At 43.3% G+C, this 25,645-nt stretch carries 31 protein-coding genes; 8 read left to right on the top strand and 23 right to left on the bottom strand.

Features of this window, described 5'->3' with window-relative positions:
• Positions 1 to 49: 49 nt before the first annotated feature.
• Positions 50 to 832: a substrate-binding periplasmic protein gene (locus tag ACEN2L_RS11430; protein WP_306021135.1), complete on the top strand. Its 783-nt coding sequence runs from the start codon at positions 50 to 52 to the stop codon at positions 830 to 832.
• A 2-nt stretch (positions 833 to 834) separates the two neighbouring features.
• On the opposite strand, the gene ACEN2L_RS11425 is transcribed toward ACEN2L_RS11430, so the two are convergent.
• Positions 835 to 1,509 (bottom strand): nitroreductase family protein, encoded by a 675-nt coding sequence (locus tag ACEN2L_RS11425; RefSeq protein ID WP_306021136.1) that lies wholly within the window; start codon positions 1,507 to 1,509, stop codon positions 835 to 837.
• A 187-nt stretch (positions 1,510 to 1,696) separates the two neighbouring features.
• On the opposite strand from ACEN2L_RS11425, the gene modA reads away from it, so the two are divergent.
• A complete protein-coding gene (gene modA / locus ACEN2L_RS11420) occupies positions 1,697 to 2,470 on the top strand; it encodes a molybdate ABC transporter substrate-binding protein (RefSeq protein ID WP_441743837.1) in 774 nt (257 codons plus the stop codon).
• Entirely contained in the window at positions 2,467 to 3,165 is a 699-nt protein-coding gene (gene modB / locus ACEN2L_RS11415; RefSeq protein WP_441743835.1) for a molybdate ABC transporter permease subunit, read from the top strand. Before modA ends, modB begins: the two co-directional genes overlap by 4 nt.
• A gap of 2 nt (positions 3,166 to 3,167) precedes the next feature.
• On the opposite strand, the gene ACEN2L_RS11410 is transcribed toward modB, so the two are convergent.
• The gene (locus ACEN2L_RS11410) at positions 3,168 to 3,539 is read right to left on the bottom strand and encodes a YidH family protein (protein ID WP_306021138.1); all 372 of its coding nucleotides are present in this window, start codon (positions 3,537 to 3,539) and stop codon (positions 3,168 to 3,170) included.
• 196 nt (positions 3,540 to 3,735) lie between these two features.
• Between ACEN2L_RS11410 and modC the strand changes: the two genes are divergently transcribed.
• A complete protein-coding gene (gene modC / locus ACEN2L_RS11405) occupies positions 3,736 to 4,836 on the top strand; it encodes a molybdenum ABC transporter ATP-binding protein (protein WP_441743833.1) in 1,101 nt (366 codons plus the stop codon).
• A 50-nt stretch (positions 4,837 to 4,886) separates the two neighbouring features.
• Here modC and ACEN2L_RS11400 read toward each other — a convergent pair whose 3' ends face one another.
• The 15 genes from ACEN2L_RS11400 to ACEN2L_RS11330 all read right to left on the bottom strand — a co-directional run bounded on the left by ACEN2L_RS11400 (position 4,887) and on the right by ACEN2L_RS11330 (position 19,646).
• Positions 4,887 to 6,488 (bottom strand): ABC-F family ATPase, encoded by a 1,602-nt coding sequence (locus ACEN2L_RS11400; RefSeq protein WP_306021140.1) that lies wholly within the window; start codon positions 6,486 to 6,488, stop codon positions 4,887 to 4,889.
• A gap of 306 nt (positions 6,489 to 6,794) precedes the next feature.
• The gene (locus tag ACEN2L_RS11395) at positions 6,795 to 8,504 is read right to left on the bottom strand and encodes a Na(+)/H(+) antiporter subunit D (RefSeq protein WP_441743832.1); all 1,710 of its coding nucleotides are present in this window, start codon (positions 8,502 to 8,504) and stop codon (positions 6,795 to 6,797) included.
• Entirely contained in the window at positions 8,494 to 8,811 is a 318-nt protein-coding gene (locus tag ACEN2L_RS11390) for a hypothetical protein (RefSeq protein WP_441743830.1), read from the bottom strand. Before ACEN2L_RS11390 ends, ACEN2L_RS11395 begins: the two co-directional genes overlap by 11 nt.
• Positions 8,811 to 10,277: a monovalent cation/H+ antiporter subunit D family protein gene (locus ACEN2L_RS11385; protein ID WP_441743828.1), complete on the bottom strand. Its 1,467-nt coding sequence runs from the start codon at positions 10,275 to 10,277 to the stop codon at positions 8,811 to 8,813. Before ACEN2L_RS11385 ends, ACEN2L_RS11390 begins: the two co-directional genes overlap by 1 nt.
• Positions 10,274 to 11,764 (bottom strand): monovalent cation/H+ antiporter subunit D family protein, encoded by a 1,491-nt coding sequence (locus ACEN2L_RS11380; RefSeq protein ID WP_441743826.1) that lies wholly within the window; start codon positions 11,762 to 11,764, stop codon positions 10,274 to 10,276. Before ACEN2L_RS11380 ends, ACEN2L_RS11385 begins: the two co-directional genes overlap by 4 nt.
• A 5-nt stretch (positions 11,765 to 11,769) precedes the next feature.
• A complete protein-coding gene (locus ACEN2L_RS11375; protein ID WP_306021145.1) occupies positions 11,770 to 12,129 on the bottom strand; it encodes a cation:proton antiporter subunit C in 360 nt (119 codons plus the stop codon).
• Positions 12,126 to 13,103 carry a DUF4040 domain-containing protein gene (locus tag ACEN2L_RS11370; protein WP_306021146.1) on the bottom strand — a complete coding sequence of 326 codons (978 nt, stop codon included), beginning with the start codon at positions 13,101 to 13,103 and terminating at the stop codon, positions 12,126 to 12,128. The genes ACEN2L_RS11375 and ACEN2L_RS11370 overlap by 4 nt, the downstream gene beginning before the upstream one ends.
• Positions 13,100 to 13,441 (bottom strand): monovalent cation/H(+) antiporter subunit G, encoded by a 342-nt coding sequence (gene mnhG / locus ACEN2L_RS11365; protein WP_306021147.1) that lies wholly within the window; start codon positions 13,439 to 13,441, stop codon positions 13,100 to 13,102. The genes ACEN2L_RS11370 and mnhG overlap by 4 nt, the downstream gene beginning before the upstream one ends.
• A complete protein-coding gene (locus ACEN2L_RS11360) occupies positions 13,434 to 13,706 on the bottom strand; it encodes a monovalent cation/H+ antiporter complex subunit F (protein WP_441743823.1) in 273 nt (90 codons plus the stop codon). Before ACEN2L_RS11360 ends, mnhG begins: the two co-directional genes overlap by 8 nt.
• Before the next feature lie 2 nt (positions 13,707 to 13,708).
• Entirely contained in the window at positions 13,709 to 14,221 is a 513-nt protein-coding gene (locus tag ACEN2L_RS11355; RefSeq protein WP_306021149.1) for a Na+/H+ antiporter subunit E, read from the bottom strand.
• A 5-nt stretch (positions 14,222 to 14,226) separates the two neighbouring features.
• On the bottom strand, positions 14,227 to 14,736 hold the full coding sequence (locus tag ACEN2L_RS11350; protein WP_441743821.1) for a Rap1a/Tai family immunity protein: 510 nt from the start codon (positions 14,734 to 14,736) through the stop codon (positions 14,227 to 14,229).
• A gap of 260 nt (positions 14,737 to 14,996) precedes the next feature.
• Positions 14,997 to 16,334, bottom strand: a complete 1,338-nt coding sequence (hslU, locus tag ACEN2L_RS11345) for an HslU--HslV peptidase ATPase subunit (protein ID WP_306021151.1) — start codon at positions 16,332 to 16,334, stop codon at positions 14,997 to 14,999.
• Positions 16,335 to 16,409: 75 nt separating this feature from the next.
• Positions 16,410 to 16,934 (bottom strand): ATP-dependent protease subunit HslV, encoded by a 525-nt coding sequence (gene hslV / locus ACEN2L_RS11340; RefSeq protein ID WP_306021152.1) that lies wholly within the window; start codon positions 16,932 to 16,934, stop codon positions 16,410 to 16,412.
• A gap of 301 nt (positions 16,935 to 17,235) precedes the next feature.
• The gene (locus tag ACEN2L_RS11335) at positions 17,236 to 18,057 is read right to left on the bottom strand and encodes a GH12 family glycosyl hydrolase domain-containing protein (RefSeq protein ID WP_441743818.1); all 822 of its coding nucleotides are present in this window, start codon (positions 18,055 to 18,057) and stop codon (positions 17,236 to 17,238) included.
• Positions 18,058 to 18,431: 374 nt separating this feature from the next.
• Positions 18,432 to 19,646, bottom strand: a complete 1,215-nt coding sequence (locus ACEN2L_RS11330; protein ID WP_441743816.1) for a M24 family metallopeptidase — start codon at positions 19,644 to 19,646, stop codon at positions 18,432 to 18,434.
• 132 nt (positions 19,647 to 19,778) lie between these two features.
• Here ACEN2L_RS11330 and ACEN2L_RS11325 point away from each other — a divergent pair, with 132 nt between their 5' ends.
• The 4 genes from ACEN2L_RS11325 to ACEN2L_RS11310 all read left to right on the top strand — a co-directional run bounded on the left by ACEN2L_RS11325 (position 19,779) and on the right by ACEN2L_RS11310 (position 21,529).
• Positions 19,779 to 20,462: a pseudouridine synthase gene (locus ACEN2L_RS11325; protein ID WP_441743814.1), complete on the top strand. Its 684-nt coding sequence runs from the start codon at positions 19,779 to 19,781 to the stop codon at positions 20,460 to 20,462.
• A gap of 211 nt (positions 20,463 to 20,673) precedes the next feature.
• The gene (locus ACEN2L_RS11320; protein WP_441743812.1) at positions 20,674 to 21,072 is read left to right on the top strand and encodes a rhodanese-like domain-containing protein; all 399 of its coding nucleotides are present in this window, start codon (positions 20,674 to 20,676) and stop codon (positions 21,070 to 21,072) included.
• Between the two features lie 4 nt (positions 21,073 to 21,076).
• Positions 21,077 to 21,202, top strand: a complete 126-nt coding sequence (locus tag ACEN2L_RS11315) for a hypothetical protein (RefSeq protein WP_441743810.1) — start codon at positions 21,077 to 21,079, stop codon at positions 21,200 to 21,202.
• Between the two features lie 6 nt (positions 21,203 to 21,208).
• Positions 21,209 to 21,529, top strand: coding sequence for a GNAT family N-acetyltransferase (locus ACEN2L_RS11310; RefSeq protein ID WP_441744174.1), 321 nt, complete (start codon positions 21,209 to 21,211; stop codon positions 21,527 to 21,529).
• Between the two features lie 30 nt (positions 21,530 to 21,559).
• Here ACEN2L_RS11310 and ACEN2L_RS11305 read toward each other — a convergent pair whose 3' ends face one another.
• From ACEN2L_RS11305 to ACEN2L_RS11280, 6 genes are all read right to left on the bottom strand, one after another.
• The gene (locus ACEN2L_RS11305) at positions 21,560 to 21,877 is read right to left on the bottom strand and encodes a hypothetical protein (protein WP_441743808.1); all 318 of its coding nucleotides are present in this window, start codon (positions 21,875 to 21,877) and stop codon (positions 21,560 to 21,562) included.
• 294 nt (positions 21,878 to 22,171) lie between these two features.
• The gene (locus tag ACEN2L_RS11300; protein ID WP_441743806.1) at positions 22,172 to 22,705 is read right to left on the bottom strand and encodes an SPOR domain-containing protein; all 534 of its coding nucleotides are present in this window, start codon (positions 22,703 to 22,705) and stop codon (positions 22,172 to 22,174) included.
• Between the two features lie 144 nt (positions 22,706 to 22,849).
• Positions 22,850 to 23,245: a DUF3465 domain-containing protein gene (locus tag ACEN2L_RS11295; protein WP_441743804.1), complete on the bottom strand. Its 396-nt coding sequence runs from the start codon at positions 23,243 to 23,245 to the stop codon at positions 22,850 to 22,852.
• 86 nt (positions 23,246 to 23,331) lie between these two features.
• Positions 23,332 to 23,757 carry a hypothetical protein gene (locus tag ACEN2L_RS11290; RefSeq protein WP_441743802.1) on the bottom strand — a complete coding sequence of 142 codons (426 nt, stop codon included), beginning with the start codon at positions 23,755 to 23,757 and terminating at the stop codon, positions 23,332 to 23,334.
• Between the two features lie 30 nt (positions 23,758 to 23,787).
• The gene (locus tag ACEN2L_RS11285) at positions 23,788 to 24,576 is read right to left on the bottom strand and encodes a hypothetical protein (RefSeq protein ID WP_441743800.1); all 789 of its coding nucleotides are present in this window, start codon (positions 24,574 to 24,576) and stop codon (positions 23,788 to 23,790) included.
• A gap of 77 nt (positions 24,577 to 24,653) precedes the next feature.
• Entirely contained in the window at positions 24,654 to 25,529 is an 876-nt protein-coding gene (locus ACEN2L_RS11280) for a DUF1444 family protein (RefSeq protein WP_441743798.1), read from the bottom strand.
• Positions 25,530 to 25,645: the final 116 nt, after the last annotated feature.

Here is a 25,645-nt window from a genome sequence, read left to right as displayed (position 1 = left end):
CCGCAGGCCAGTTATTGGCATTAATGTCTAAGGAAGAATCCTAATTATCATGGTGCCGTGGGCAGATTTTAAATTTAAAGAGTCCCTCTTAATATTGGGCTACTTAGTGGTTGGCCTTTCATTTCATAGCCAAGCTAAAGAACTGGTGCTGGTAGCAGGTTGGGAAAAACCACCGTATGTTATCGCCAGTGAAAACGCGGGCTTTGAAATAGAGCTAATGCGCCAAGTGTTAGCCAAACTTGAGCACTCAATAACCGTTTTGTATGTGCCTTATGGTCGCACTTACGAAACCTTTTTACATGAAAACGCAGACATCGGCTTAACGCTTACTGTTAAGGCAGGTGTTCCCCCAAATAGCCTCAGCCAACCCTATGTGGTATATCAAAATGTGGCCATTAGTTTAAAAAACGCCAACATTAAATTCGACAAATTGAGCGATTTGAAAGCCTTAAGTGTGATTGCGTTTCAAAATGCTAGCAAAATATTAGGCAGTAGTTTTGCCAATGCGGTTGAGTCAAACCTACTTTATATCGAACTGCCCGACCAACGCCGTCAGGTTGAGATGTTACTCATTGGCAGTGTTGATGTGGTGGTAATGGACATCAATATTTTTAACTACTTTAGTCAAGCTATAAGAGGAAGCAGTCAAATGGAAAATGTTAATGTACAAAGCTTTTTCCCGACAACTCGTTACTCGGCAGCCTTCAAAGATGCAGCACTTATGGCTGAGTTTGATACCGCGTTTACACAGTTTAGTGTTAGCGAAGCGTACCAGCAGCTCGTACAAAAATATCAGTTGGTCTACCCTGATTTAATTCAAGCAAATCACTAATCCTATAATACGCTGAGAATTTCTGTAAGCGGCTTTTTATTTAGAGCATGGGTGGGAACCGTTGCGTTGTCAGCGGGATAACCGACCACCAACAACATAAACGCTCGTTCGTTATCAGGACGCTGGCAAATTTTGGATAAAAAACTCATGGGTTTGGGTGTATGGGTCAAGGTCACTAAACCCGAATGATGCAAAGCATTAATTAAAAAGCCCGACGCAATCCCAACAGATTCGTGCACGTAATAATTACTTTGTTTATGGCCATTTTCTTCAACGCTGTTTTTTTGGCTAAAAATTGCAATCAGCCAAGGTGCATGCTCTAAAAAAGGTTTATCGGCATCGGTTCCAAGTGGCGCTAAAGCATCGAGCCATTCCTCGTTGGCACGCCCAGCATAAAAACCCTGTTCATGGATTTCTGCTTGCTGGCGAATTTGTTGTTTGACGTCAGGCGAACTAATTGCCACAAAATGCCAAGGTTGATGGTTTGCACCATTTGGCGCAGTGCCTGCTGCCTTAATACAATTTTCGATAATTTGTTGATCAACGCTACGGCTACTGAACTGGCGAATACTGTGCCGACGTTTAATTTGTTCATAAAATTGCGCTGAACGCTCAAGCATGATCTTAGGTTCATACTCGATAAAATCGTTTAAGGGGCAAGCGTCGTGGTGTTGCATCTTCTTTCCTTAGTTAAATATTCACATACACGTAAACACGCGTATCATAGCAAGTGGCTAGGATAGGTACTTAATCGCCATGCTAAAATGCTCAATAAAAAGTAGCATTAAACCCCTATGTGATTGATTATATATAGAGTTTTGTTAGTCATTTGGCCAGCAATTGTTAAATTTATAAAAGACATTCATGGTAATTAAACCCTTACAAATGCGTTACCTCGCTGTGTTATTCACGCTCTGTTTTATCAACTCTATTAAAGCGGAGTCATTGACAATTGCGGTGGCCTCTAACTTTAATTTGGCGATGCAGCAATTAGTGGATGCCTACAAGCAAACAAATGATATCGAGCTTCGCGTGTCTTATGGATCGTCGGGTAAACTGTATGCACAAATCGTCAACGGTGCACCTTTTGATATCTTTTTGTCTGCCGACCAACATAAACCACAAACGTTAATCGACCAGCAACTTACTGAGCCCAATAGCCGCTTAACGTATGCTTACGGTGCACTCGCACTATGGTCGGCGTCTGCCGATGCAATTGATGCAAACGCCAATATTTTGTTCAGTGGGCAGTACAATAAGTTAGCACTTGCCAACCCCAATCTCGCGCCATATGGCTTAGCAACTCTCGATACCTTAGAAAGTTTGGGCTTACTTGATGCAAGTCGAAGTCACTGGGTACAAGGCGAAAACATTAGCCAAACTTACCAATTTGTTGCTACCAAAAATGCGGATATCGGATTTGTGGCCTTATCGCAGATTAAGTATCAAGGAAAGTTGAGCAATGGCTCAGCATGGATTGTACCTAGCGCATTACACCGCCCGATTAAACAAGATGGCGTTGTACTCGCTCGTAGCAACAATAAAAAAGGGGCGTCACATTTTATGCGTTTTTTACAAAGCCCTGAAGCACTATCGATTTTGCGTGACTTTGGCTATCAGCAAGGCCCAGCGTCATGATTGGCTTGTCAAATGATGACTGGCAAGCCATTGGCTTAACTTTAAAGTTAGCCACCACCGTTACTATTTTGTTGCTACTGATTAGTACGCCGTTGGCGTGGTGGTTGGCTACTAGTCGTTCTAAATTTCGCGGTTTTGTTTCGGCGATAGTTGCCCTGCCCTTAATTTTACCACCCACCGTATTAGGCTTTTATCTCCTGCTATCAATGGGCCCAAACGGCTGGCTGGGCCAACTTACTCAACAATTAGGCATAGGGTTATTGCCTTTTACATTTTGGGGCTTAGTGATAGCTTCAATGTGTTATTCCCTACCCTTTGTTGTACAGCCTATTCAAAACGCCATGCAGGCCATTGGTCAACGCCCTCTCGAAGTTGCTGCAACCCTTGGCGCCAGCCCCTTAGACCGTTTTTTTACGGTTGTGTTACCACTGAGTAAACCTGGTTTTATTAGCGCATCGGTTCTGGGCTTTGCCCATACCATCGGTGAGTTTGGCGTGATTTTGATGATAGGTGGCAATATTCCCGGTCAAACTCGGGTCGTCTCTATTCAAATTTACGATCACGTCGAGGCTTTGCAATATCAGCAAGCTCATTGGTTAGCTGGCAGTATGTTGCTCTTTTCGTTTATGGTGTTGCTGTTTTTATATTATTCGCAGTACAAAAAGGCCGGTGCCAATATGCGATTTGGCTTGTAAAACTAACGATGGCCAATATACAAAGCCACAATCAGCAAGGTACCTAAAAAGGCCACCACCGCATTAACCAACATGGCCCACTTAGGGTTGTAACCTTGAGGGATGTCTGATGGGTCTAACACTCTGAGTACACCGGCATATTGTTTAGATGAATAGAGTGCACTGATTACGCCTAATAAGATAAAACCTAGACCCGTCCACAAGGTAAAGTGCAGCGACAATGAGCCCATGCGCTCTGGCATGAGCAGTATTAACAACAAACCCGAGCGTTCGACAATAAATCCAAATGCAATGAGGGCAATGCTGGTTCTGTTCCACGCCAATATGGTGCGTTCTGCTGCAAATAGTACTCTTGGGTCGATTGAATTGGGCATGAGCTCTCTTCTAAGGTTATGTAAAATCTACTAACCACGGTTAATCACGGTTTAATATACCGTAACCTTCTAGCATGATATTTTCAATTATCCGACAGTGAATGTTGCAATTGAGGCTAATGAGTTGAATGATATGCCTCTTTGGTGACAATAATCATTAGAACCCTATACCAACCAAATAGCTTACGAGTACAACATGACACACGCCGCTATCAACGCCCGCTTTACTGTCGACTTTTACAACGGCAACGCACAGGGCTTTGCGCTTGATGTAGATATGGCACTGCCAGGCTCAGGCATTATTGCGTTGTTTGGCCACTCAGGCTCAGGTAAAACCACCCTTTTGCGCTGTATTGCCGGTTTAGAATATAGCCAACAGGGTGAATTAACGGTTAATGGTGAAGTGTGGCAACACGCTGATGCGTTTATTGCGACCCATCAACGCCAACTCGCTTATGTGTTCCAAGAAGCCAGCCTGTTACCCCATTTAACCGTTCAAGCTAATCTCCATTATGCCGTTAAACGCGCCTCAAAACTGGCAACTGAGAATCTAACTGCAATCATCACCTTAATGGGTTTAAGGCCCTTACTGAGGCAATTTCCGGATCAATTATCAGGGGGTGAAAAACAACGAGTAGCCTTGGCACGTAGTCTTATCATACAGCCAAAACTCATATTGATGGATGAACCACTGGCTTCTCTAGATACAGCCCGCAAGCAAGAAATACTGCCTTACTTAGAAACACTAAAAACCGCGACTCACGTGCCAATTATTTATGTCAGCCATGACATCAATGAAGTGGCTCGGTTGGCCGACTATGTGGTAGTACTTGAGCACGGCAAAGTAGCGATGCAAGGCCCAGTTGGGCAAGTATTGCCGCATATATCTCAACTGCAAGGCTTAGCAGAAGAAGCCTCGGTGGTATTAAGCGCAGAGGTGCTCGCCCGTGATACGCAGTGGCACCTGCTCCAAGTGAAGTTGACTAATAGCCCAAAAAGTTATTTATGGCTGCGAGATAGTGGCGAAGAAATTGGTCAAACCTTACGACTCAGACTACTAGCCAAAGATTTGAGCATTGCTCTTGATGATCATCGAGATAGCAGCATAGCTAATCGCATCGCTTGTAACATCATTGCCACACAAAGCGACCCAGATGACGCCATGATATTAGTAAAGTTGCAAATAGAGAATTGCAGCCTGTTGGCACGGATTACTCAACGTTCATTCAGCCAACTCAAGCTGTGCGTAGGTATGCAGGTTTGGGCGCAAATTAAATCAGTGGCCATAATTAATTAGGCTCACAAAAAAGCCGTCAAATGACGGCTTATTGATGATAGAAGCAAGTATTAGGCAACGGCTTTTTGCAAACCCTGATGAGATAGATATTCATCATAAGTGCCTTGGAAATCAATGATCTTCTGATCTTTAATTTCAATTACACGAGTGGCTAACGACGATACAAATTCACGGTCATGGCTGACAAAAATCAATGTACCATCAAACTGCTTTAAGGCATTGTTTAGGGCTTCGATGGCTTCCATATCCATGTGGTTGGTGGGCTCATCCATGACCAATACGTTTAAATCGGCCATCATTAACTTACCAAACAACAGACGGTTTTTCTCACCACCTGAACATACTTTGGCTTTTTTGTTAAAGTCATCAGCGCTAAATAATAAACTGCCTAACAAACCACGCACCATTAAGTCGTTATGTTTAGGGGTACGCCATTGTGACATCCAATCAAACAATGTGAGATCGCCATCAAAATCAGCTGTACTGTCTTGTGGACAATATCCTACAGCGGCATTTTCAGACCACTTAACCACACCTTCAGCTTGCAATTCATTCATGAGGCAACGCAAAAAGCTGGTTTTACCCACGCCGTTTTCGCCAATGATAGCTAAGCGTGCACCTGCTTCTAACAAAACATTGCCACCTTTAAACAAAGGTTCTTGTTCAAAACCAAAACTCATGTCTTCTAAAATCAAGGCTTGACGATGCAGTTTTTGATGCTGTTTAAAACTAAGACGTGGTGTACGTCTGCTCGAACTTTTCACTTCATCTAGTTGAATTTTGTCCATTTTTTTAGCACGTGAAGTGGCTAATTTTGCTTTTGAAGCATTGGCAGAAAAACGCGCTACGAAGGCTTTTAACTCATCAATTTCATCGCTTTTCTTGGCGTTTTCACGCAACAACTGCTCTTGAATCAACGAAGACGCTTCTTGGAATTTTTCATAGTTACCCGGATAAATACGCAATTCACCGTAGTCGATATCTGCCATATGGGTACACACAGAATTTAAAAAGTGCCTGTCGTGCGAAATGATAATCATGGTGGATTTACGCTGATTAAGTACTTCAGCCAACCAGTTGATGGTGTAAATATCTAAGTTGTTGGTTGGCTCATCGAGTAACAAAATATCAGGGTTTGCAAATAAGGCTTGCGCTAATAACACCCGAACTTTCCAACCGGGAGAAACCTGCGACATCAAGCCATAGTGAAAGCTTTCTTCTATGCCTGCTTCTAATAATATTTCGCCCGCACGCGCTTCTGCGGTGTAGCCGTCCATTTCAGCATATTGAGACTCTAAATCGCCTACTAACATGCCATCTTCATCGCTCATTTCAGGTTTGGCGTAAATTTCGTCACGCTGCTGCTTAACCTTCCATAATTCCATATCACCCATAATCACCGTATCAACTACGGAGTATTTTTCAAAGGCGAATTGGTCTTGGCTTAGCTTACCAACTTTTTGACCAGGAGTGATTGAGACGTTACCTGATGAAGGCACAAGGTCCCCAGTCAGGATTTTCATAAAGGTAGACTTACCGCAGCCATTAGCTCCGATTAGGCCATAGCGATTGCCATTACCAAATTTTGCTGAAATATTTTCAAATAAAGGCTCAGCGCCAAACTGCATGGTGATGTTTGCGGTAGATATCAAAACGGAATTCCAGATAGTAAAAAGACTAAAACAAACTAAGGTACACTTGAAATGCCGGATTTACCGTGCAACACAACTCAGTTCAAAACGGCGCGCACTATATATAAAGATGGGCAAAATGTCGAGTCGAACTGGTTAATATTTGTGCTGTTTTTTACTATCAGGGTTTGTTGCAGATAAAAGTACGACTAAAGAAACAATTACGTTAATTCTTTGTAGTTATCTTGTTGATAAAAATCACTTAAAACCTAATTTATGACTTTGTTTAGTGATCCTTAATACCAGCTCCAACCCTCATTGCAAATACTAAAAATAGTACAGCAGAACATAGGCCGAGAGTAAGCCAGCTATCCATAGGGCCGTAGTACCGATAGGCCATGAACGAGCAAACATCCCACGTTCTTTACTATCAGCCGTATGAGGTTGCCCCAAATAACGCACTGCCATCCGGTGCATGAACTGCTGCAAACGATGACGCTGCTGAGCCAGTAACTCGCCCATAAAGTTCAAGACCTTTTCAACTAACTTAAGCAGTGAAAAAGCCACACGACGCCATAACCAGTCGGTATCCAAGCTGATTGTCATGGTACGTTTCATTAAAGGCAACAATACGAAGAATGCTAAGCCAGAAAAAAGTAATAATTGTAAATAGAACAGCACTTTACCAATAGAGTAAGGCTCATAATTAACCGGATAAGGCAATAAGGCATATAGCAATTCAGGAAAGACACCCAAAAGAATACATAAGCCGGCAAACAGAATCATTGCAAGGCTCATATTCCAAGGCGCATCTTTAGGTCTTAGTCCTGAGTCACGCTGGAAAAACACAAACCACGGAAACTTAATCCCTGCGTGTAAAAATACGCCAGCAGATGCCGCAGTAAGTGCCATGTAAACCCACATAAGATTGCCATCAACGGCTGCCTGAGAAATCATACTCTTGGTGGTGAATCCTGAAGTCAGCGGAAAACTCGAAATGGCTAAGGCGCCTATGATGCCGCAAACAGCCGTCACTGGCATGGTGCGAAACAATCCACCTAACTCAATACATTTGTTTTTACCGGTGCGATAAATCACTACACCCGCACTCATAAACAGTAAGGCCTTGTATACAATATGGGCAAAGGCATGCGCTGCCGCGCCATTAAGCGCCATTTCAGTACCAATACCCACCGCAACAACCATAAAGCCGACTTGGTTAACAATAGAGTAAGCCAGAATTCTCCGTACATCATTTTCTAAAAGGGCGTAGATGATGCCGTACATCACCATAAATAAGCCAAGGCCAATTAATATCGGTTCACCTGGGAATAACAAAATGAGCGCTAAGACTGCCGTCTTAGTGGTGAATGCGGATAAAAACACCGAACCGGTGGGGCTTGATTCAGGGTAGGCATCAGACAACCAGGCCGATACCGGTGGAGCAGCCGCATTGATTAAAATACCTATTAGTATCATCCACGTACTAAAGTCGGTTGCCAGCATGGCCTGAATTTGAATAGAGCCTGTCCCTACGACAACGCCTTCGATGCCAACTTTTAATATCACGCCACCAAGAAGATGCATGATGGCGTAACGTATTCCAGCGGCCCGAGCGCCAGGAGTACCGCCACACCACACCACGATAGTGGAAAATATAGCCATCATTTCCCAATACAAAAAGAGGGTAATCAGGTCTCCAGCAAAGCAAACCCCAATGGCACCAGCGGCATATGCAAAGGCCGCAGCAAGTTCATACCATTTGGCTATTCGAAATGAATACAATCCACCGACAAAAACCATAATGGCAAATACAGTAGCAAACAGCCGTCTTAATGGACTGCCTTCAACAGGCTCAATATTATACGATAAAAACTTAACCGTGCTTTGTACACCATCAGGAATTTGCCAAATCGCCCACAATGTAAGTAAAGGCGCTATCAAAATAACAGCGGTTCTAGCGTGCCCTCTGACCAAACCTATCAGGGCAGCAGCAATGAGTAGGACAAATGCAGGTGGAAAAACATCAAACCCCATGACCGTCCTCCTTTACTGTATCGTTTTTTGTCTCCACGTCGGGCCCAGCAAAGGGCTGATCGTAATAGTTTTCAGGACGTTTCAATACAAAACCTAATAATTTAGCCACTAACACCATAATTAAACAACTTACAAAGCCGTAAACAGCACCAAAACCAAACCACGCATCGAAACCAAAATAGCCTTTGATGTAAACCACAGTCTGCGCCGCAACCACTAAGGCAAGCACAATAATGAATCCTATCCAAAGCTTGCGAATGGTAGAAGGACGAACCAACCAATGTAATTGCTTTTCATCAGTATTCATTAGTTAAGCCCCTTTACAACTTGGCTTTCTAATTCAATAACAGGGCCGTTAAACAAGAAAAAAGCGAGTGTTAATATAGCGGTGATACACAAGGCTAACACAGCCAGAAATGGGGCTTCGCCGTGCTCTTTACCGCCAACAGGCTCTCGTTCAAACCAAGCCATATACAAAATGGGTAAAAAGTATGCTGCATTAAGTACAGTACTGGCAATAATGGTAAATATAGCAACAAGATTATTGGCCTCAAAAGCACCAGCCAGTATGTACCATTTTGAAACAAAGCCCCCAGTAGGTGGCACACCTATCATACTCAGTGCGCCAATCGTAAAGGCTGCCATGGTCCACGGCATTCGTCGACCAATGCCTCTTAGCTGGTGAACTTCAGTTTTTTTCGACGCAACATATATTGCACCAGCGGCAAAAAACAGTGTAATTTTACCAAACGCATGAGCAACCATGTGGAGTGAAGCACCTACTTCAGCCAACGGTTTAAGAATCGCGGCGGCCATAACCACATAGGATAGTTGGGCAATAGTAGAGTAGGCCAACAGGCGTTTGATGTTGGTTTGGCGTAAGGCCACAAGGCTGGCAGTAACGATAGTAAACGCCGCAACATAAACAAGCCATTGAGAACTCGGCGCATCAAACAAAAAGTCGATACCAAACACGTAAACAATAATTTTAGTGATGGCAAACACACCCGCTTTAACCACCGCTACGGCATGCAATAAGGCACTTACTGGGGTAGGCGCCACCATCGCTGCTGGCAGCCATTTATGCACGGGCATGACCGCTGCTTTACCAATACCGAATACAAATAGGCCTAAGAGTAAGCCTATTTCAGGATCATCGAGTTTGCCAGCGAGGATCCCCCCAGCTGTAAAGTCGCCCGTACCAGCAAGGCTGTAAGTCCAGATAATAGCGGGTAGGAATAAACCAATAGACGTACTCAGTAGAACCCCTAAATAAATTCTCGCTGAGCGCACTGTCGCGGCATCACCTTTGTGCGAAACCAACGGGTATGTTGATAAAGTCAGGAGCTCGTAAAACAAAAATAAAGTGAATAAATTACCAGCAAAAGCAATACCCATTGTGGCGGATAGGGCCAATGCAAAACAAGCAAAAAACCGTGTTTGGTTTTTCTCTTTATTGCCTCGCATATAGCCAACAGAATAAATAGAGTTAATCAACCAAAGTCCGGATGCCAGCGCAGCAAACAACATACCAAGGGGCTCAACGGTGAAGGCAATACTGAGTCCGGGCATTATCTCACTGACTTCAATTGACGGACGACCACCGTCCATTAGCGTTGGTAATAAACCCCACACAACCCATATTAACGATATCGACGTAATAGCAGTAGCGGTTTCACGTAAATTAGCACTGAAACGCCCTGCAAGAGCAATGGCTAATGCGCCAACCAAGGGCACAATAATAGCCACCAAAATAGCGGTTTCTGGTGTCATTTTGTGCCCTCCACAAGTAGAACTGCCGCACTATTTGCAAGATCTAAAGGCACCTGCGGAAACAAACCGAAGTAAATATTAAGCACAGCGACGAAGCCGGTAATAATCAGTAATTGCATGGGCGCCTCAGAAACCGCAACCTCGCCTTCTTTGGGTGGCAGAAAGTACAAAGCTTCGACAATACGCCAGACATAAACCACCGCCATCAAAGAGCTGAGCAGAATAATTGCCACTAAGGCCCATCCCCAAGCGCCACTTCCCAAAGCCGCATTAATGAGTAGCCATTTACTAATAAATCCTGCGGTACCTGGCACACCAATAAGGCTTAAACCACACACCACAAAAGCAGCACAGGTCCAAGGCATTCTCGTAGAAGCACCACCTAATTGACTTAAACGTAAATCGCGATATTGATAGGCAAGACAAGCAACCGCGAGAAACAAACCACCTTTGGCCAATGCATGGTTGAACAGGTGAGCTGCACTTGCGCTAAGACCAGCTATGCTTACAAAACTTGCACCAAGCAAAATGTAGCCAATTTGTGCGATGGAAGATGACGCCAGTAGCCGTTTGAGGTGCCCCTCGAACATCGCCACTGCGGAGGCCACCAATATGCCTAAAATGGCCAAGGGCATGGCAAACAAGGCAAACTGGATTTGATGGTCATCAAGTGCCGCTTGAAATATCATGTAATCAAAGCGAATCAGCACGTATAAGGCCACTTTGGTGGCACACGCTGCAAGAAACACCGTTACCATATGGGGGGCATGGGTATAGGCATTGGGTACCCATACATGCAGAGGAAACACAGCCGCTTTCAGTGCTAAGCCAATAGTGATAAAACCAGCGGCAACTAATACAGGATTGATATCGGTCACATCACCAAGGCGAACTTCCATGTCTGCCATGTTTAGGGTGCCGGTCATCATGTAAATTAGGCCTACACCAATTAAGTAAAAGGTGGCGCCGATCGTACCCATCATCAAATATTTGAACACTGCTGGCAGAGCGCGGCGGTCAGGACCACCGGCAATCAATATATAACTGGCCAGTGACGATATTTCCATGAACACGAAGATATTAAATGCGTCAGCTGCGACAACTATACCAACCAAGCCAGATAGCGCGAGTAGCCAAGCCGAATAAAACAGCGGTTGGCGTTCAAGTTCAATCTGTTGATCAATACTGGGTTTAGCCGCTAACAAAGCTACTGCACTCGCACCTGTCACGATAAGCAACATCAAAGCCGTTAACGCATCAACAGCAAGCGTAATACCAAACGGAGCGGGCCAGCCACCCATTGCATATTCGAGAGTTTGTCCGTCAAGAACCGCCAAGGTTAAAGTGACAGCAATGGCAAAACTGACTAAAGCTGATGCCGTCGCCCCTGCCCACGCTAAACCTCGAGGCTGCAACAACACGATTAGAGGAGCCGATAACATCGGCACGATCACTTGCAAAGCAGGAAGATGTGCTAATAAATCCATAGTATTCAGTCAGCGTCCAAAATTTCGTTTTCTTCTATGGTGCCGTAACACTCATTAATACGTACCACCATTGCTAAACCTAAAGCTAAGGTTGATACCCCCACAACGATAGCAGTCAGAATCAAAACTTGAGGCAGGGGGTTGGAAAATATCTGATCTTTTACACCAGCTTGGATAATTGGCGCAGTACCGCCTTCGACTTTGTCCATGGTGATGTACATTAAAAAAACCGCTGATTGAAAAATAGACAAACCAATCAACTTCTTAATTAAATTTGATTTACTAATGACTGCGTACAAACCCACCGTAAGAATGATGGCAAAAACCCAATAATTGAAATAACCCAGCAGCTCCAACAGCTTCATGAAAAATTCTCCCGAGATGCAAAAGCATGGTAAATCGACAACAGCGCGCCGCATACAGCCATACCTACACCTGCTTCAATAAACAAAATGCCCATATGTTGCCCAAATATAGGGTCTGCGGCCAACACAGAATACTCGAGGAAGGAGCCTCCCTTTATAATGCATAGGACGCCGACGCCGCCATACAACAAAGCTCCACCAGCAACCATGCCCAACAGTACACCGCGAGGAATTGCAAGTAAGGCAGCGGTTTCACCTTCAAGAAGCGCATAAAGAATGACACCAGTGGCTACAATGGCACCGGCTTGAAACCCCCCTCCAGGGCCATATTCGCCATGAAATTGCACGTAGAGACCAAACAAAATAATAAAGGGGATCAGGAACCGACCAACCACTTGAGGAATCAAATGATGCCGCAGCCCAAGGCTCTGTTCTTTTATCTGAGGTTTTCGCGCCGGTTTTACCCCCAGAATAAATAACACGCCGATACAAGCAGCAAAAACCACAAAAACTTCGCCGAGAGTATCGTAGCCTCTAAAGCTACCTAAAATTGCGGTTACCACATTGGGAATATCAATATATTCAGCTGTTTTTTCAATATACCAAGGCGCTACATGCTGATGTACTGGTGCATCAGGGTCGCCAAGTCTTGGTTTGTCAAAGGTGGCATAAATAATCAGTAAGGCCAATACTCCCACAGTGCCATAGGTGATCCAACGCCCGCCTTCTCGGGGTTTTTCCCGATCGTCAGTTAAAGCCAAGGCGCACAGGAAAATAACGGTAGTGATACCCGCACCCACTGCTGCTTCGGTTAAGGCCACATCTGCGGCATCTAAGATGAAAAAATTTGCCGCCATAAGCAAACTAAAGATAGAGGTTAGCATTACCGCAACAAACAAATCTTTGGCACGTACAATAGCAACGGCAGTAATAACCAATAAAGACAGCAGAAAAACCGCAAAGATAATTATCATTGTGACTCTTTCTCCTTGGGGTCATCGCTTGCAGAGCCTGCATCAGGTTTAAGCCCAGATAAGAGCGCGGCATTTGCCAGCGCATAAGTGGCAGTTGGACCGGTAAGTAAGAGAAACAACATGATGGCAAACAACTTTAACGCAGCCAGCGATAAGCCAGCCTGCAGCATCATGCCTACAAAAATTAAAATAGTGCCCATGGTATCAGTCAAACTGGCAGCATGGATTCTGGTATAAAAGTTAGGTAAACGCAGCCCACCAATACCGCCAATCAATACGCACATTCCACCTAATACTAGAAGTATCCAACTCAGTATATCTAGCACGAGATCAATCATCTTTTGCCCTCGTTTTTTTGGCGCGATTTTGAAAATACTCTAAAACGGCAAGTATCCCCACCATATTCACCAAGGCGTAGGCCAGCGCAAGGTCAAGGAAATCTGGTCGCCCGTACAAAAATGCAATAACCGACAAGAGTAACACTGTCTTTGTGCCAAACACATTGGCCGCCAACACTCGGTCGTAAACACTAGGCCCCATCAATGCCCGGACCAACGCAAGCACCATAGTGACCAAAATAGCGATAGAGACAACAAAATACATGTTTATTTCTTCTCCAAAGCAGCGGCCCGACGATTTGCCTCGCCTTTTTGTATTTCTTTGGCGCCTTCAATGGTTAAGCAGTGAATGAGTAACTTTCCTTCGTGAACATCTAGCGTAACTGTGCCCGGAGACAAAGTAATTGAATTACCTAAGATGACATGACCCACATCTGTTTTGGTCGCTGCATCTAGCACAACCACGGTAGGACTAATGGGTAATGAGGGGCTCAATATCAGCTTGGCCACATCGATACTGGACGTCACAATCTCTTTTAATAGCCACCACCAGTAACCCGGTAAACGATGTAACACTTTAAACATCGCTTGATGATGCCTAAAAAAGCCCATTCGATGGGCTAGGTAAACACTCAACACACAAGAAAATGCACCCAAGCCCATAACCAAAGGCTTATACAGGCCTGACCAAAGCAACCACGAAATGGCAAGAACAAGCAATAATAGTAAGATAGAGGAAAGTCGTGCCTCGCCTCGTTGTAGCACGCGTTTAGCTCTCATACGTTTCATTGTTCGCAAGGATAATTTTTCATAAGTGATTTGTAGACAACTTCCATCGCCGGCTCATCTTTTGCCGTTGTGGCTAAACCTGCCGCTAAATCTACAACAATGACATCGACTACGTCACGCAGTGGCAAGGGATCACCAAGACAGAAGCCTGCCAATTTCGCTGCCCGAGAAAGATCAACTCGGCCCGGCATACGAGTACGCATCGCACGCTCAGTGAAGGTTTCATTACCAGAAATGGCATTTTCAGCGCTTAACATTACCCGAGCATCAGTAGCGATTGCCCCATCAATAAAACCTTGAATGTAACGCACACAGTATTGGCCGTCGGCCCCTTCTGGATTGCTACTAAGCAGTGCACAATGAGAAGCTAATTCTTGAGCAGTCAGTACTTCGACAGCATTTGCCTTTGACAGTGATACAGATAGCAGAACGGCAATGACACACGCTAATTTGGAATAAATCTTTACAGTATTTCGCGTGCTTGAATGTTTCGTTTTTAAGGACATTTAAGGAAGCTCGTTACTAAAATTTATCAACATTATGAACTATTTACCGCCGTGTGCAAGTTTTTGCCAAGTAGTATTTTTATGTTTAATTGGTGTAAATTGACGCCATTTAAGACGCTCAAAATCAAGGGAGATTGGCCTGAGCCAGAGCGCCTACGATCATTATTTTTGAATGTAGAGCGCTAGAAATTATTAATAAGTAATCATCGATAAAAAAATGCCACTCAAGTTGAGTGGCATTTTTTAGCGAACAACACGTCTTATAAAATAAAGCGGCTTAAGTCTTCGTCTTCTACCAACATATCCAAATGATCATTCACATATTTAGCGTCGATGGTCAGTGCTTCACCGTTTTTCTCTGAAGCATCAAAAGAGATATCTTCCATGAGTTTTTCCATCACAGTGTGCAGCCGACGTGCGCCGATGTTTTCGGTACGTTCATTCACAGTCCAAGCGGCATTTGCAATGCGTTCTATACCTTCATCGGTAAATTCAATATCTACCCCTTCGGTCTTCATTAGTGCGATATACTGCTCAGTCAGTGAAGCGTTAGGCTCAGTTAAAATACGTACAAAGTCTTGCGCGGTGAGCGCTGACAATTCGACACGAATAGGTAAACGCCCCTGTAGCTCAGGAATTAAGTCAGAGGGTTTGCACATTTGAAACGCCCCTGACGCGATAAACAAAATATGGTCAGTTTTCACCATGCCATGTTTAGTTGACACCGTAGAGCCTTCAACCAAAGGGAGTAAGTCGCGTTGTACACCTTCACGTGATACATCACCACCGCTGCCACCGGCACCTTCGCGCTTACAGATTTTGTCTATCTCATCAATAAACACAATGCCGTTTTGCTCAAGTGACTCAATGGCGGTTTGCTTGAGCTCTTCTTGATTCACTAATTTGGCCGCTTCGTCATCAATTAATAACTTAAAGGCATCTTTCACTTTTAAGGTTTTCTTTTTCTTCGACGAACCAGAGCTTAGATTTTGAAACATACCTTGTAACTGGTTGGTCATTTCTTCCATACCAGGAGGCGCCATAATTTCTACACCAATTTGTGGCGCAGCAACATCAATCTCTATTTCTTTGTCGTCTAATTGACCTTCACGTAATTTTTTACGGAAAATCTGACGGGTATTTTTGCCTTGAGCTTCTTCTTTTTCCCCCCAAACGTTTTCCGGAGGTGGCAGCAAAGCATCAAGAATTCGCTCTTCGGCTGCTTCTTCTGCGCGGAATTTAACGCGTGTGGTAGCTTGCTCTTTGGTCATCTTTACCGCGATATCCGCTAAATCTCGAATAATAGAGTCGACTTCTTTACCTACATAACCCACTTCAGTAAATTTAGTGGCTTCTACCTTAATAAACGGCGCATTGGCGAGTTTAGCCAAACGACGAGCAATTTCGGTTTTACCTACACCTGTTGGACCAATCATTAAAATATTTTTTGGGGTAACTTCTTGGCGAAGCTCAGCCGGCAATTGCATTCTGCGCCAGCGATTACGCAAGGCAATAGACACTGCTCGCTTGGCATTTTTCTGGCCAATAATATGGCAATCTAATTCGTGAACAATTTCTCTGGGGGTCATTTCTGACATAATCTCAACCTATATTTTGTGAGCGTAAATAATGGGTTTGCCATGATTCGTTTTTTGCAAACCAGCTGGCGCTAATTAGTACTCGAGTAACTCAACAGTGTGATGATGATTGGTAAATACGCAGATATCACCAGCAATGGTAAGACTTTTTTCAGCGATTTCTTTAGCCGACAAGTCGGTATTGTTTAACAAAGCAGTAGCCGCAGCTTGGGCATAATTTCCACCCGAGCCAATAGCAACTAAGTCTTGTTCGGGCTGCACCACATCGCCGTTACCGGTAATAATAAAAGAAGCCGTTTCATCGGCCACAACAAGTAAAGCTTCGAGCTTGCGTAACATGCGATCGGTACGCCAGTCTTTAGCCAGTTCAACAGCCGCACGGGTTAAATTCCCTTGATGCATCTCGAGTTTTGATTCAAAACGTTCAAACAAAGTAAAAGCATCGGCGGTACCACCAGCAAACCCTGCCAACACTTTGTTGTGATACAGGCGACGCACTTTCTTGGCATTGCCTTTCATTACGGTATTACCAAGCGATACTTGGCCGTCTCCAGCAATAACCACCTGATTATTACGACGTACTGATACGATAGTAGTCACTAGACTTCCTTAAAAATTTTAGACAAATAGTTTGTCGGATTAACGCTAAATAATAGAATGAGCTGCGACCCCTACCCACCTTAAAAGCGCACCATGAGCTAGATGTGGGGAGGAATGTATTATTTTCAAGGATGAACTGTCGGCTCAAGCCCAGTAAAAGCGAAAATAGGATAAGTTGTAATAATTAATAATTTGGACTGATAAGTCTTAGCTCAATTTGACAAGACCATTTGAGCGATAAAAAGGTTGTCAAAGCCATTACTGGTTTACTGATGAAGCAGACAGTCGAAAATGTTAGATTTTAGTTAAACGAAACCGAGAGTTCTTTAATCCAAGTTATGCCAGAACCACTCATTATCTCGTTTCCTAACTCTATATCTGCGATATATAAATCTTTACTTATTAGCCCTTTATCGACAGCAAATTGCAAAAGTTCAAGCGCTGGTATAGAGGCTTTCATAGATGATTTTTGCGCTTTGAAAGATAGGCTTATCCATTGGTTATCGTTTACACCTGATTTATCGTGCCAATCTTTTTGATACCACACTTCCCAAACATCGCTTCCTATCTTCAGCTCACCATGTCGTTTGCCAGCGGGATCAAAATGATTCTTTGTCGAATAGGTCCAGATCATGACTTCAGCCTTAATAAGGTCAGGCCTAACCTTATCCCCTCTATAAGCTTCAGACAACAACCACATGGTGGTGACATTGTTATGCTCACCATTGGATGAAATATCAAGTTCATGGGTTATTATTAGTTTTTCTAGTTTACTTATTTTAAGTGGAAACGAATCGTTAAATTTTGGTTCTGGGGCCCAAGGTGAAGCGCCCATTTTAATTTGTGGTTGAGAATAAATGACTCTTCGCTCAAAAGGCCATGACCAAGACCAGCCATATTGTACAATGCCATCAATATTCAGCTTCTCTATACATTGTTCCCACGAATCGTTCTCTGCGGCATGCTTATTCCAAACATTATTTGTTAAAACGCCATATTTTGTTTCTAAGTTGTAGTATTCATCGCAACTAACGACAACGGATTTAGGCTTTACCCACTCGGGCCTGTTATCTGGAGTACAAGACCACAGCAAAATTACTAGTACAAAAATAAGATGCTTCATTAATAAAATCCTTTTTTAATAGTGGTTTTATAAAGCATAATCAGGTCAACACGCTTATTTTTCGCTAATATACTATTTTGACTTAAGACATCCTAATTAGTTGGGGTGCTTGTTTTTACGTGGCATTAAAAAGGTTGATGGATTAGAAAACAATGTCCCTCAGTTTGATAGTTATGTCTGCTTTCTGCTATTTGGGATCGTTCTCATTACGTCGGAATACGAACGGTAAATGAACATATTTCTCTGTCAGATTGCGTGCTGGTTAATCCAGATACGTGTGTTAATCCAGATACGTGGTCACAAAATTAATGTGAAACATCATGCATAACATAGGCTCTAATGCCCTAAACTAGGGTATTGGAATGAAGAGGCTATTACGCGAACGGCTCATAAATAGATTTTGACGGCTGACTAAACCAAGCAGGGCCAGTTTCTGTCATGTAAAAATGATCTTCTAATCTTACGCCAAACTCACCTGGCACCACTATCATTGGTTCATTGCTGAAACACATGCCTTTAACTAAGGGTAAGGGATTGTTCTTCACTAAGTAAGGCCATTCATGGATATCCATGCCAATGCCGTGTCCTGTGCGATGGGGCAAGCCCGGTAGGTTATAGTCTGAGCCTAAGCCATCTTGTTCAAGGGACTGTCTCGCTGCTGCATCCACATCACCACAACGCGCGCCGATTGAAGCTGCGGCAAATGCCGCCTGTTGGGCGCGCTTTTCACTAGACCAAATATCGATTTGTTTTTCAGTTGCAGTGCCAAATACATAAGTTCGGGTAATATCTGATATGTAACCATGTAATTGACAGCCTGTATCTATCAATACCAAATCATCTTTTTTTAATATTTGAGGATCTTTAACCCCATGAGGAAATGATGTTGCTTTACCGAACAACACAATACAAAAATACGACCCATTGGCTGCACCCACTTTTTTGTGCGCCTGGTGTATAAAGTCTTCTACTTCTTTAGTCGAGATGCCTTCTTTTAAAATACTAGCCGCTGCTTTATGTACCGCAATGGTCATATCCATAGCACACTGCATTAAGGCAATTTCGGCCGCAGATTTATGCATGCGGCAGTGCGCCGTGACTTCGCTGGCATTAATTATACGCATTCCAGGTTGCTGTTTTTGAATTCCGTCCACCATGAAAAATGCGGTGGATTCGTCGATCCCCACTTTGACCTCAGTCGCTTCGCTAATGCCAGCAATAATGTGGCAGAAAAGTGCGTAGGGGCTTTCGTGTTCTTGCCAGCCTCTAATTTCACCCGCTATGACCATGTAATCATTAATAGTATCAATCTCAAAATGCGGTGCGATATAAATTACCTCACCTTGGGCAGGCAAAACCGCCCCTACCATACGTTCACTGGCATACCAACGTAGACCAGTATAATACCTAAGGTTAGTACCCGCATTCAGATAAATTGCTGTAATATTATGCTCACGCATATAGACCTGCGCCTTTGCCATCCTTGCGCGGTATTCACCTTCTTGAGTAGGGATTGCGCAAAGGCTCATATCCGATAGTTCAGCTAACGCTTGCTCAATTGTTTTAGTACCAATACCACTAAATTGCATGCATCACCTTATTTTCGCTTTAAATACGTCTATGGTAACGAAATACTGGCTTAAGCAACAATGAGATTCAGACAAAAGCGCGTTAAACCATGTAAACTTATACTTTACTGTGATTCATATGGATAAGCTTTAATGCCCGCACTCAAACGCCTCGATCAAACATTAAGTAACCTTGGTTACTGTTCTCGCCGCGAGGTGCGATATTGGCTGAAAGACAAGCGTATTAAGATAGCAGAGCAGTTAGCAACAAACCCTGCGCAAAAGGTCGACCCCGCATCGGTTAGTGTAGATGGTGAGAGCCTAGATCACCCTGGCGACATCTTAGTTATGCTAAACAAGCCCTTGGGCTATGTTTGCTCACACGATACCCGCGAAGGCCAACGCATCTATGATTTATTGCCCAAGCGTTGGCAAGCCAGAAATCCACAAGTCGTCAGTGTCGGACGACTCGATAAAGACACTACGGGCTTGATTTTAATTACCGACCAATCAGCCTTAGTGCAACAACTTACGTCTCCGAAACATCATGTTGATAAGGTGTACTTAGTCACTGTTGAGCGCCCACTCGAACCCGCTTTAGTCGAGCAATTTGCCCAAGGTGTGGCCCTGATTAGTGAAACCGAAGTATGTTTACCCGCCACATTAAACATCATTGATAGCCACACCGCCAAAGTGACGCTGAACGAGGGTAAGTACCATCAAGTTCGACGAATGTTTGCTGCATGTGGCAATCACGTTGTTTCGCTACACAGGGAACAATTTGGGCAATATACCTTAGCTGACTTACCAGTCGGAGAATGGCGAGACCTTCGCTAATCGCGTAGAGTAGAGCTAAGCATGCTTTGGCTGTTTATCTAACAACAGCCAGCAACCCTGTCCCACCATAGCGAAAAGTAGTGATATCTCGCCCTATCATCGACTTTGGCACATTTTGGCGCTTTTTTTACGATTAATGGCATTATTGCCAATATTCAATTGCACATGATTCTGTAATGATGAGTCCGTCAACTTTCAACGGAGCCATAAAATGCAAAATCCAGTTATCGCCATCCCTGCCGCATCATCAGAAGATGCCCTGGCACATTTTAGTAAAGCGTTTGAGTTTGAAACTGATTGCTGGGATACCCATGAGGGTTTAAAAATATCACCTGAGCAATTTGTATTACTGGATGTACGCAGCAAAGCGCTTTACGACCAAGGCCATGTGCCCGGTGCAGTCTCTTTGCCACACGGAAAAATCGTTGAATCGAAACTCAGTCAATGGCCACAGGATATTCTGTTTGTGACTTATTGCGCCGGGCCCCATTGTAATGGCGCAGCCAGAGGCGCAGTGCGCTTGGCAAAATTAGGCAGAAAGGTAAAACTGATGGCTGGCGGTATTACTGGTTGGCTCGATGAAGGCTTTGAATTAGCAAAAACTGAGTAAGGTGGTGTCAGCAAACGCCGTTAATATTCGTCCGGCCATGCCGGATGATGGCGCCCCTTTATTAGCATTAATGCATCAGCATGCTGAGTTTGAACAAGCCTCTGAACCTTCTATCACAATAGATAAATGAGTTAGCATATTAAGTGATGCTTCAATCATACAATTCTGGCTTGCTACTTTAGATAGCGCCTTGGTAGGGTGCTTTTCTGTTACTCAAAATTACTTAAGCTGGTCAGTTGAGCCGTATTTGCATCTCGATTGTCTTTTTTTACATCAAGACTATCGTCAACAAGGCCTTGGCTCGCGGTTATTTACAGAGGTAAAAAGTATCGCTGCATCCCTCAATCTTAAACAAATCCAATGGCAGACACCCGTTGAAAACACCAAAGGTGTAGACTTTTACGTGCGCCAAGGAGCAGGGTATAGCGTTAAATCGAGGTTTACTCTAAACGAATAGATACATCACTATTTATGGGCTTTGAAGATGTTAGGCCAGAGTCAACGAAATCGTGAGGGGGCAATCGATGTCCTTTAATATACGATTAACGATGGGAGGCACGTTTATGATGGTGTTTGCAACTGCCGACTGGGTCGAAATTAAAATGTCACACTGAGCTTCCACCACTTTTTGGCGGATAAAAAAATGATTAATATCATCCAAGTATTTTTCGTGTAACGGTACACTGCCAATAAAAATAGAATTATGTTCATGTGCCGCATAAGTTGCCCCCTGAATTTCTCTACTCAGGGTAATAGCCTGCATTTTATTAAGTTGCAAAAAACGAAACTCAATCTTATTTTGCACCGTACGAACCCACCTTTTACATATTAATAGTAATGACTAGCGATAAGCCTCTGGCACAAGTCAAAGCAAAGAAAGACCAAACGTCATTCTGAAATTTTGCTTACGCTTCGCTTAGCGATTTCGCCGAATGAGTAAAAACCAAAGCGAAGAAAGACCAAACGTCATTCTGAAATTTTGCTTACGCTGCGCTTAGCAATTTCGCCGAATGAGTAAAATCCAAAGCAAAGAAAGACCAAACGTCATTCTGAAATTTTGCTTACGCTTCGCTTAGCAATTTCGCCGAATGAGTTTGGTCTATAAATTCCAATTCCAGATTTGGCAGCCGTTTATTTTTGATTTTTGTAATTGATGACGGTCCGTTTCTGCTTTGCGTTTACTTTCATATGGGCCCAAAATAACGCGGTACCACGAGCTACCTTCACTTTTACGAACTTGCGCTTCTAAGCCTTGAAACGCAATTTTTGCTTTCAATTCTTCGGCCTGTGAGCCCACTTTAAATGAGCCACACTGCATTAAATATCGCTTAGTCGACTTGGCCTGCTCTTCCACCTCAACCTCGACGGTGTACTCTGGCAACGATTTAATAAATTCCCACTCTTCTTCAGGCATGTCAGGCAGGGCATCCTCTTTAGGCGGTGCAACCTTAGTGACTACCTCAGTTTCGGGCGAATCGGGTGACGTGCCTTTGATAGACCACAAAAAAACGATAAAACCCGCAACTAAAGATAAAGTCACTATAATGCGTAACCAAGGTAGGGAACGTTTTGGTGGGGGTGGAGGAGCCGCTTTTTTACCACGACCACGAGCTACGTAATCTTTGTGCGCCATACGAATCAAAAAATCCAAAAGTCATTGTTACTACAGGGCGAACGATTCTACCTAGGCTACGGAAATCCTCAATGACATTCGTACGAAATATTTTTTACTCGGTAGTAATTACCCCAGTGAACGTAGTTGCTGTTCAACTCGTTTTTACTGGTAAGTCGTTCCATTATGTTTTAACCAACCGCCAACGTGCAATTTTTTGGGATCGTGGTGCGTCCAGTGAATCACTCCACCTTGTTGGCTCCATTCGTATTCTCCATAAAATTCAACCTCATCGCCTACTTGCAAATTGGCAACCCGGGGCGCCAAATCAATATTGTGCGCTATTAAAATAGATTGTCTATTAGCCAAGCGAATGATGAATTTTTGGTGTTTATCGCCTTGAGTGTCGTCTGGCAATAATCGCTCTACCACTCCCGCCCCCTTAACTTGCAAATCACTTTTATGCTGCTGATAGGCTTGACGTAAGATCGAGTCATTGGAGTAACCAGCAAAAGATACTAAAGAGCAAATCAGTAACACTAAACGTAATCGAATTTTCATCTCTCACTCCTATTAATTCAGCTTACTTTTAGTTAAAGCAGTTAACTGCGTAGGGCTGTTGTTTAAGGTTATTCAAATATATTTCTTTAGGTAATAAACTCCACATTAGCTAGAACCTGCTTAAAATGAGCCCGCAGGCGTTCTATGTCTTCAGCAGGAAAGCTAAATTGCGGAACCCCCCCTGATTCTTGATTAAACGGTAGAGAGCAATAACCCAGCTTCCCGGCGGAATCTAGGGCAATTTTTTGCACCTCACGTGCATTAACTGAGGTATCGCCGATCCAAAGTAAATTATTCTCAAACCGCACATAACGAAGAGGATTTTCGACCATATTGGGGTAATGCGTGTTTAATTTCTTCTCGGTATGTAATGCGAATAAAACACTGCTCAGATTTATCATAAAAAGCATGTGTATCCTTTCAATTTCAACATCAGTAACAATAATAGAATAAAGCACCACGATACTGATTGTAAAAGCGGTAGCGTTCTTTTGATAAAATGGCTTTTGCATTACTTTTTTTCAATTATTTTTGTACATTTCTTATTTTGAGATAAGAGAGTGCACCTTAGACAATTGCTTTTTTGTGTATGTGTAACCGAAGGGTGAGTCATCTGAAGCTATCGGCAGACTCAAGGGTGAAGGAACTGAAAATTGAGTATTGGGTTTGTACAAAGGTGCATTAACAATAAGTTCGCCAGTGAAATCTTGCACTGAAAATAACTGCTTATATAACAGCATAGCCTCTAACAACACTAGGTCATGACCAGGGTGGCCATTGTCTGTGTAAAACCAATTTGCATTTGGTGCGTGTTGCATGGCTTTTTGTAATTTATCTGACACAGAAACATAAATTGCAGAGTATCGTTTTGCTAGTTTTGCTTCTTCCGCAACTAGCTCTTCAGAAACATGGGCGGGCTTTTGGTAGGTGCCAAGTAATATCGGTTTTGCGTTATTTTGTAAGGCAATTTTGCTTAGTTCAGCCATAGCTGAATCCGCATTTTCGCAGGTTTCAGGCCCAAAGCCGCAAATGATGTCACCGCCTCTTTCTTGCAAAACAACAAAATCATAAACCTTTGATTTTAAAGCTAGTTCAACTGAATGGTCAGCAACCCGCTCTGTCAAAGTTGCGCCTCCTCGTACAATCATATCGCTTTCAGTCAAAACGTTATTTTTAGCCGCTAGCGCATCAAAAACAGCCGGTAAATTACCAACATACGTCAAGCTGTTGCCCACAAAAAGCATTCGATGATGTGATTTGCTGTCAGGCAGCGCAGTAGCTGAAACACTAAAGGTAATGAAAAAACAAAAGAAAACGAAAACATGATGCATAACTATCATCCATTTAAGAAAGCAAGCTACGGGGAAGATGTAGCCTTTATTCCTAAAAACAAGGGGAGTATTTTTCGCTATTCAATAAATAAGCGCCACTGTCCATCAACAAACTCGAAGGCATGTTCGCTCACCATATGAGCAAATTGATTTTCCATGATAATTTTACGTGCTTGCGCAATACCTGCTTGATTTTTGGAGCCGGTAATTAACACCACATCGCGAGTCGGAACAAATACAAGCAAATTACCTTCGAAGGGAAAATTGTCTTTGTTCCACATTGCGTCCACTAGCAGTAAGGAGCTTTCAAACATGCCACCAGCTACCAAGTACTTGATATCGTCATTTCCCTGAATGTGAATATCAGGCAAGCGATTAAATAAGTTTTCGATGGCCACTTGTTTTAAGGCTTTAGTATCTAAGTTAAATTCAGCAAGGTCATCAACGCTAGCAAAACGCAAACTGCTTGGTGAATCAAAGGCAAATAACATGACTAATTCGCTATTAATAGGTTCGTAAAACAACGTCGGATTAGATTGCCCCTTCTTATTTGTCTTGCTACCCATGACTTGCTTAATAGTCTCGATGTAGGCCATATCCTTTAAAATTGGGACTAAGTCTTCTAACACCATTTTCGATGCTTTTTGCTGATTCATCGCTAAAATGGAATCGATATATTCCTCCATTAAAATAGCCAGATCTTGCGGGTTGTTTTGATAGCGGATATACACGTTATCCAAGTAATTGATAAAAGCGAATTCTTCAGGTTCAAGGATGTGCACCTCCATCTCCCCCTTAATTTCGGTTTTCACGCCAGGAATTTTTTCTGCTAAAGTAGCAATGAATGTTTGTCTAAATGCCTCTGGTGATACCACAGACTCTTGCGCAAAAAGAGGAGCAAAGCAGCTAAAAAGACACAAAATGAGTAAAACAGAGGAGGGGAAATAACGCATTAACATGTCCTTTTGTCAGTGATAAACCAGAGTGTTAATTTTATATTTTTTGGTCCAATCAATCCATAATCAACGGCAGATCATAAGCCCATGACATTAGCAACTTTCATGTTGTT

Source organism: Flavobacterium sp. W21_SRS_FM6 (genome assembly GCF_052119645.1).
In the GTDB taxonomy this organism is placed as follows: domain Bacteria; phylum Pseudomonadota; class Gammaproteobacteria; order Enterobacterales; family Alteromonadaceae; genus Paraglaciecola.
Note: the sequence above shows the minus strand (reverse complement) of the source record. Positions and strands in the feature narration are given on the sequence as shown.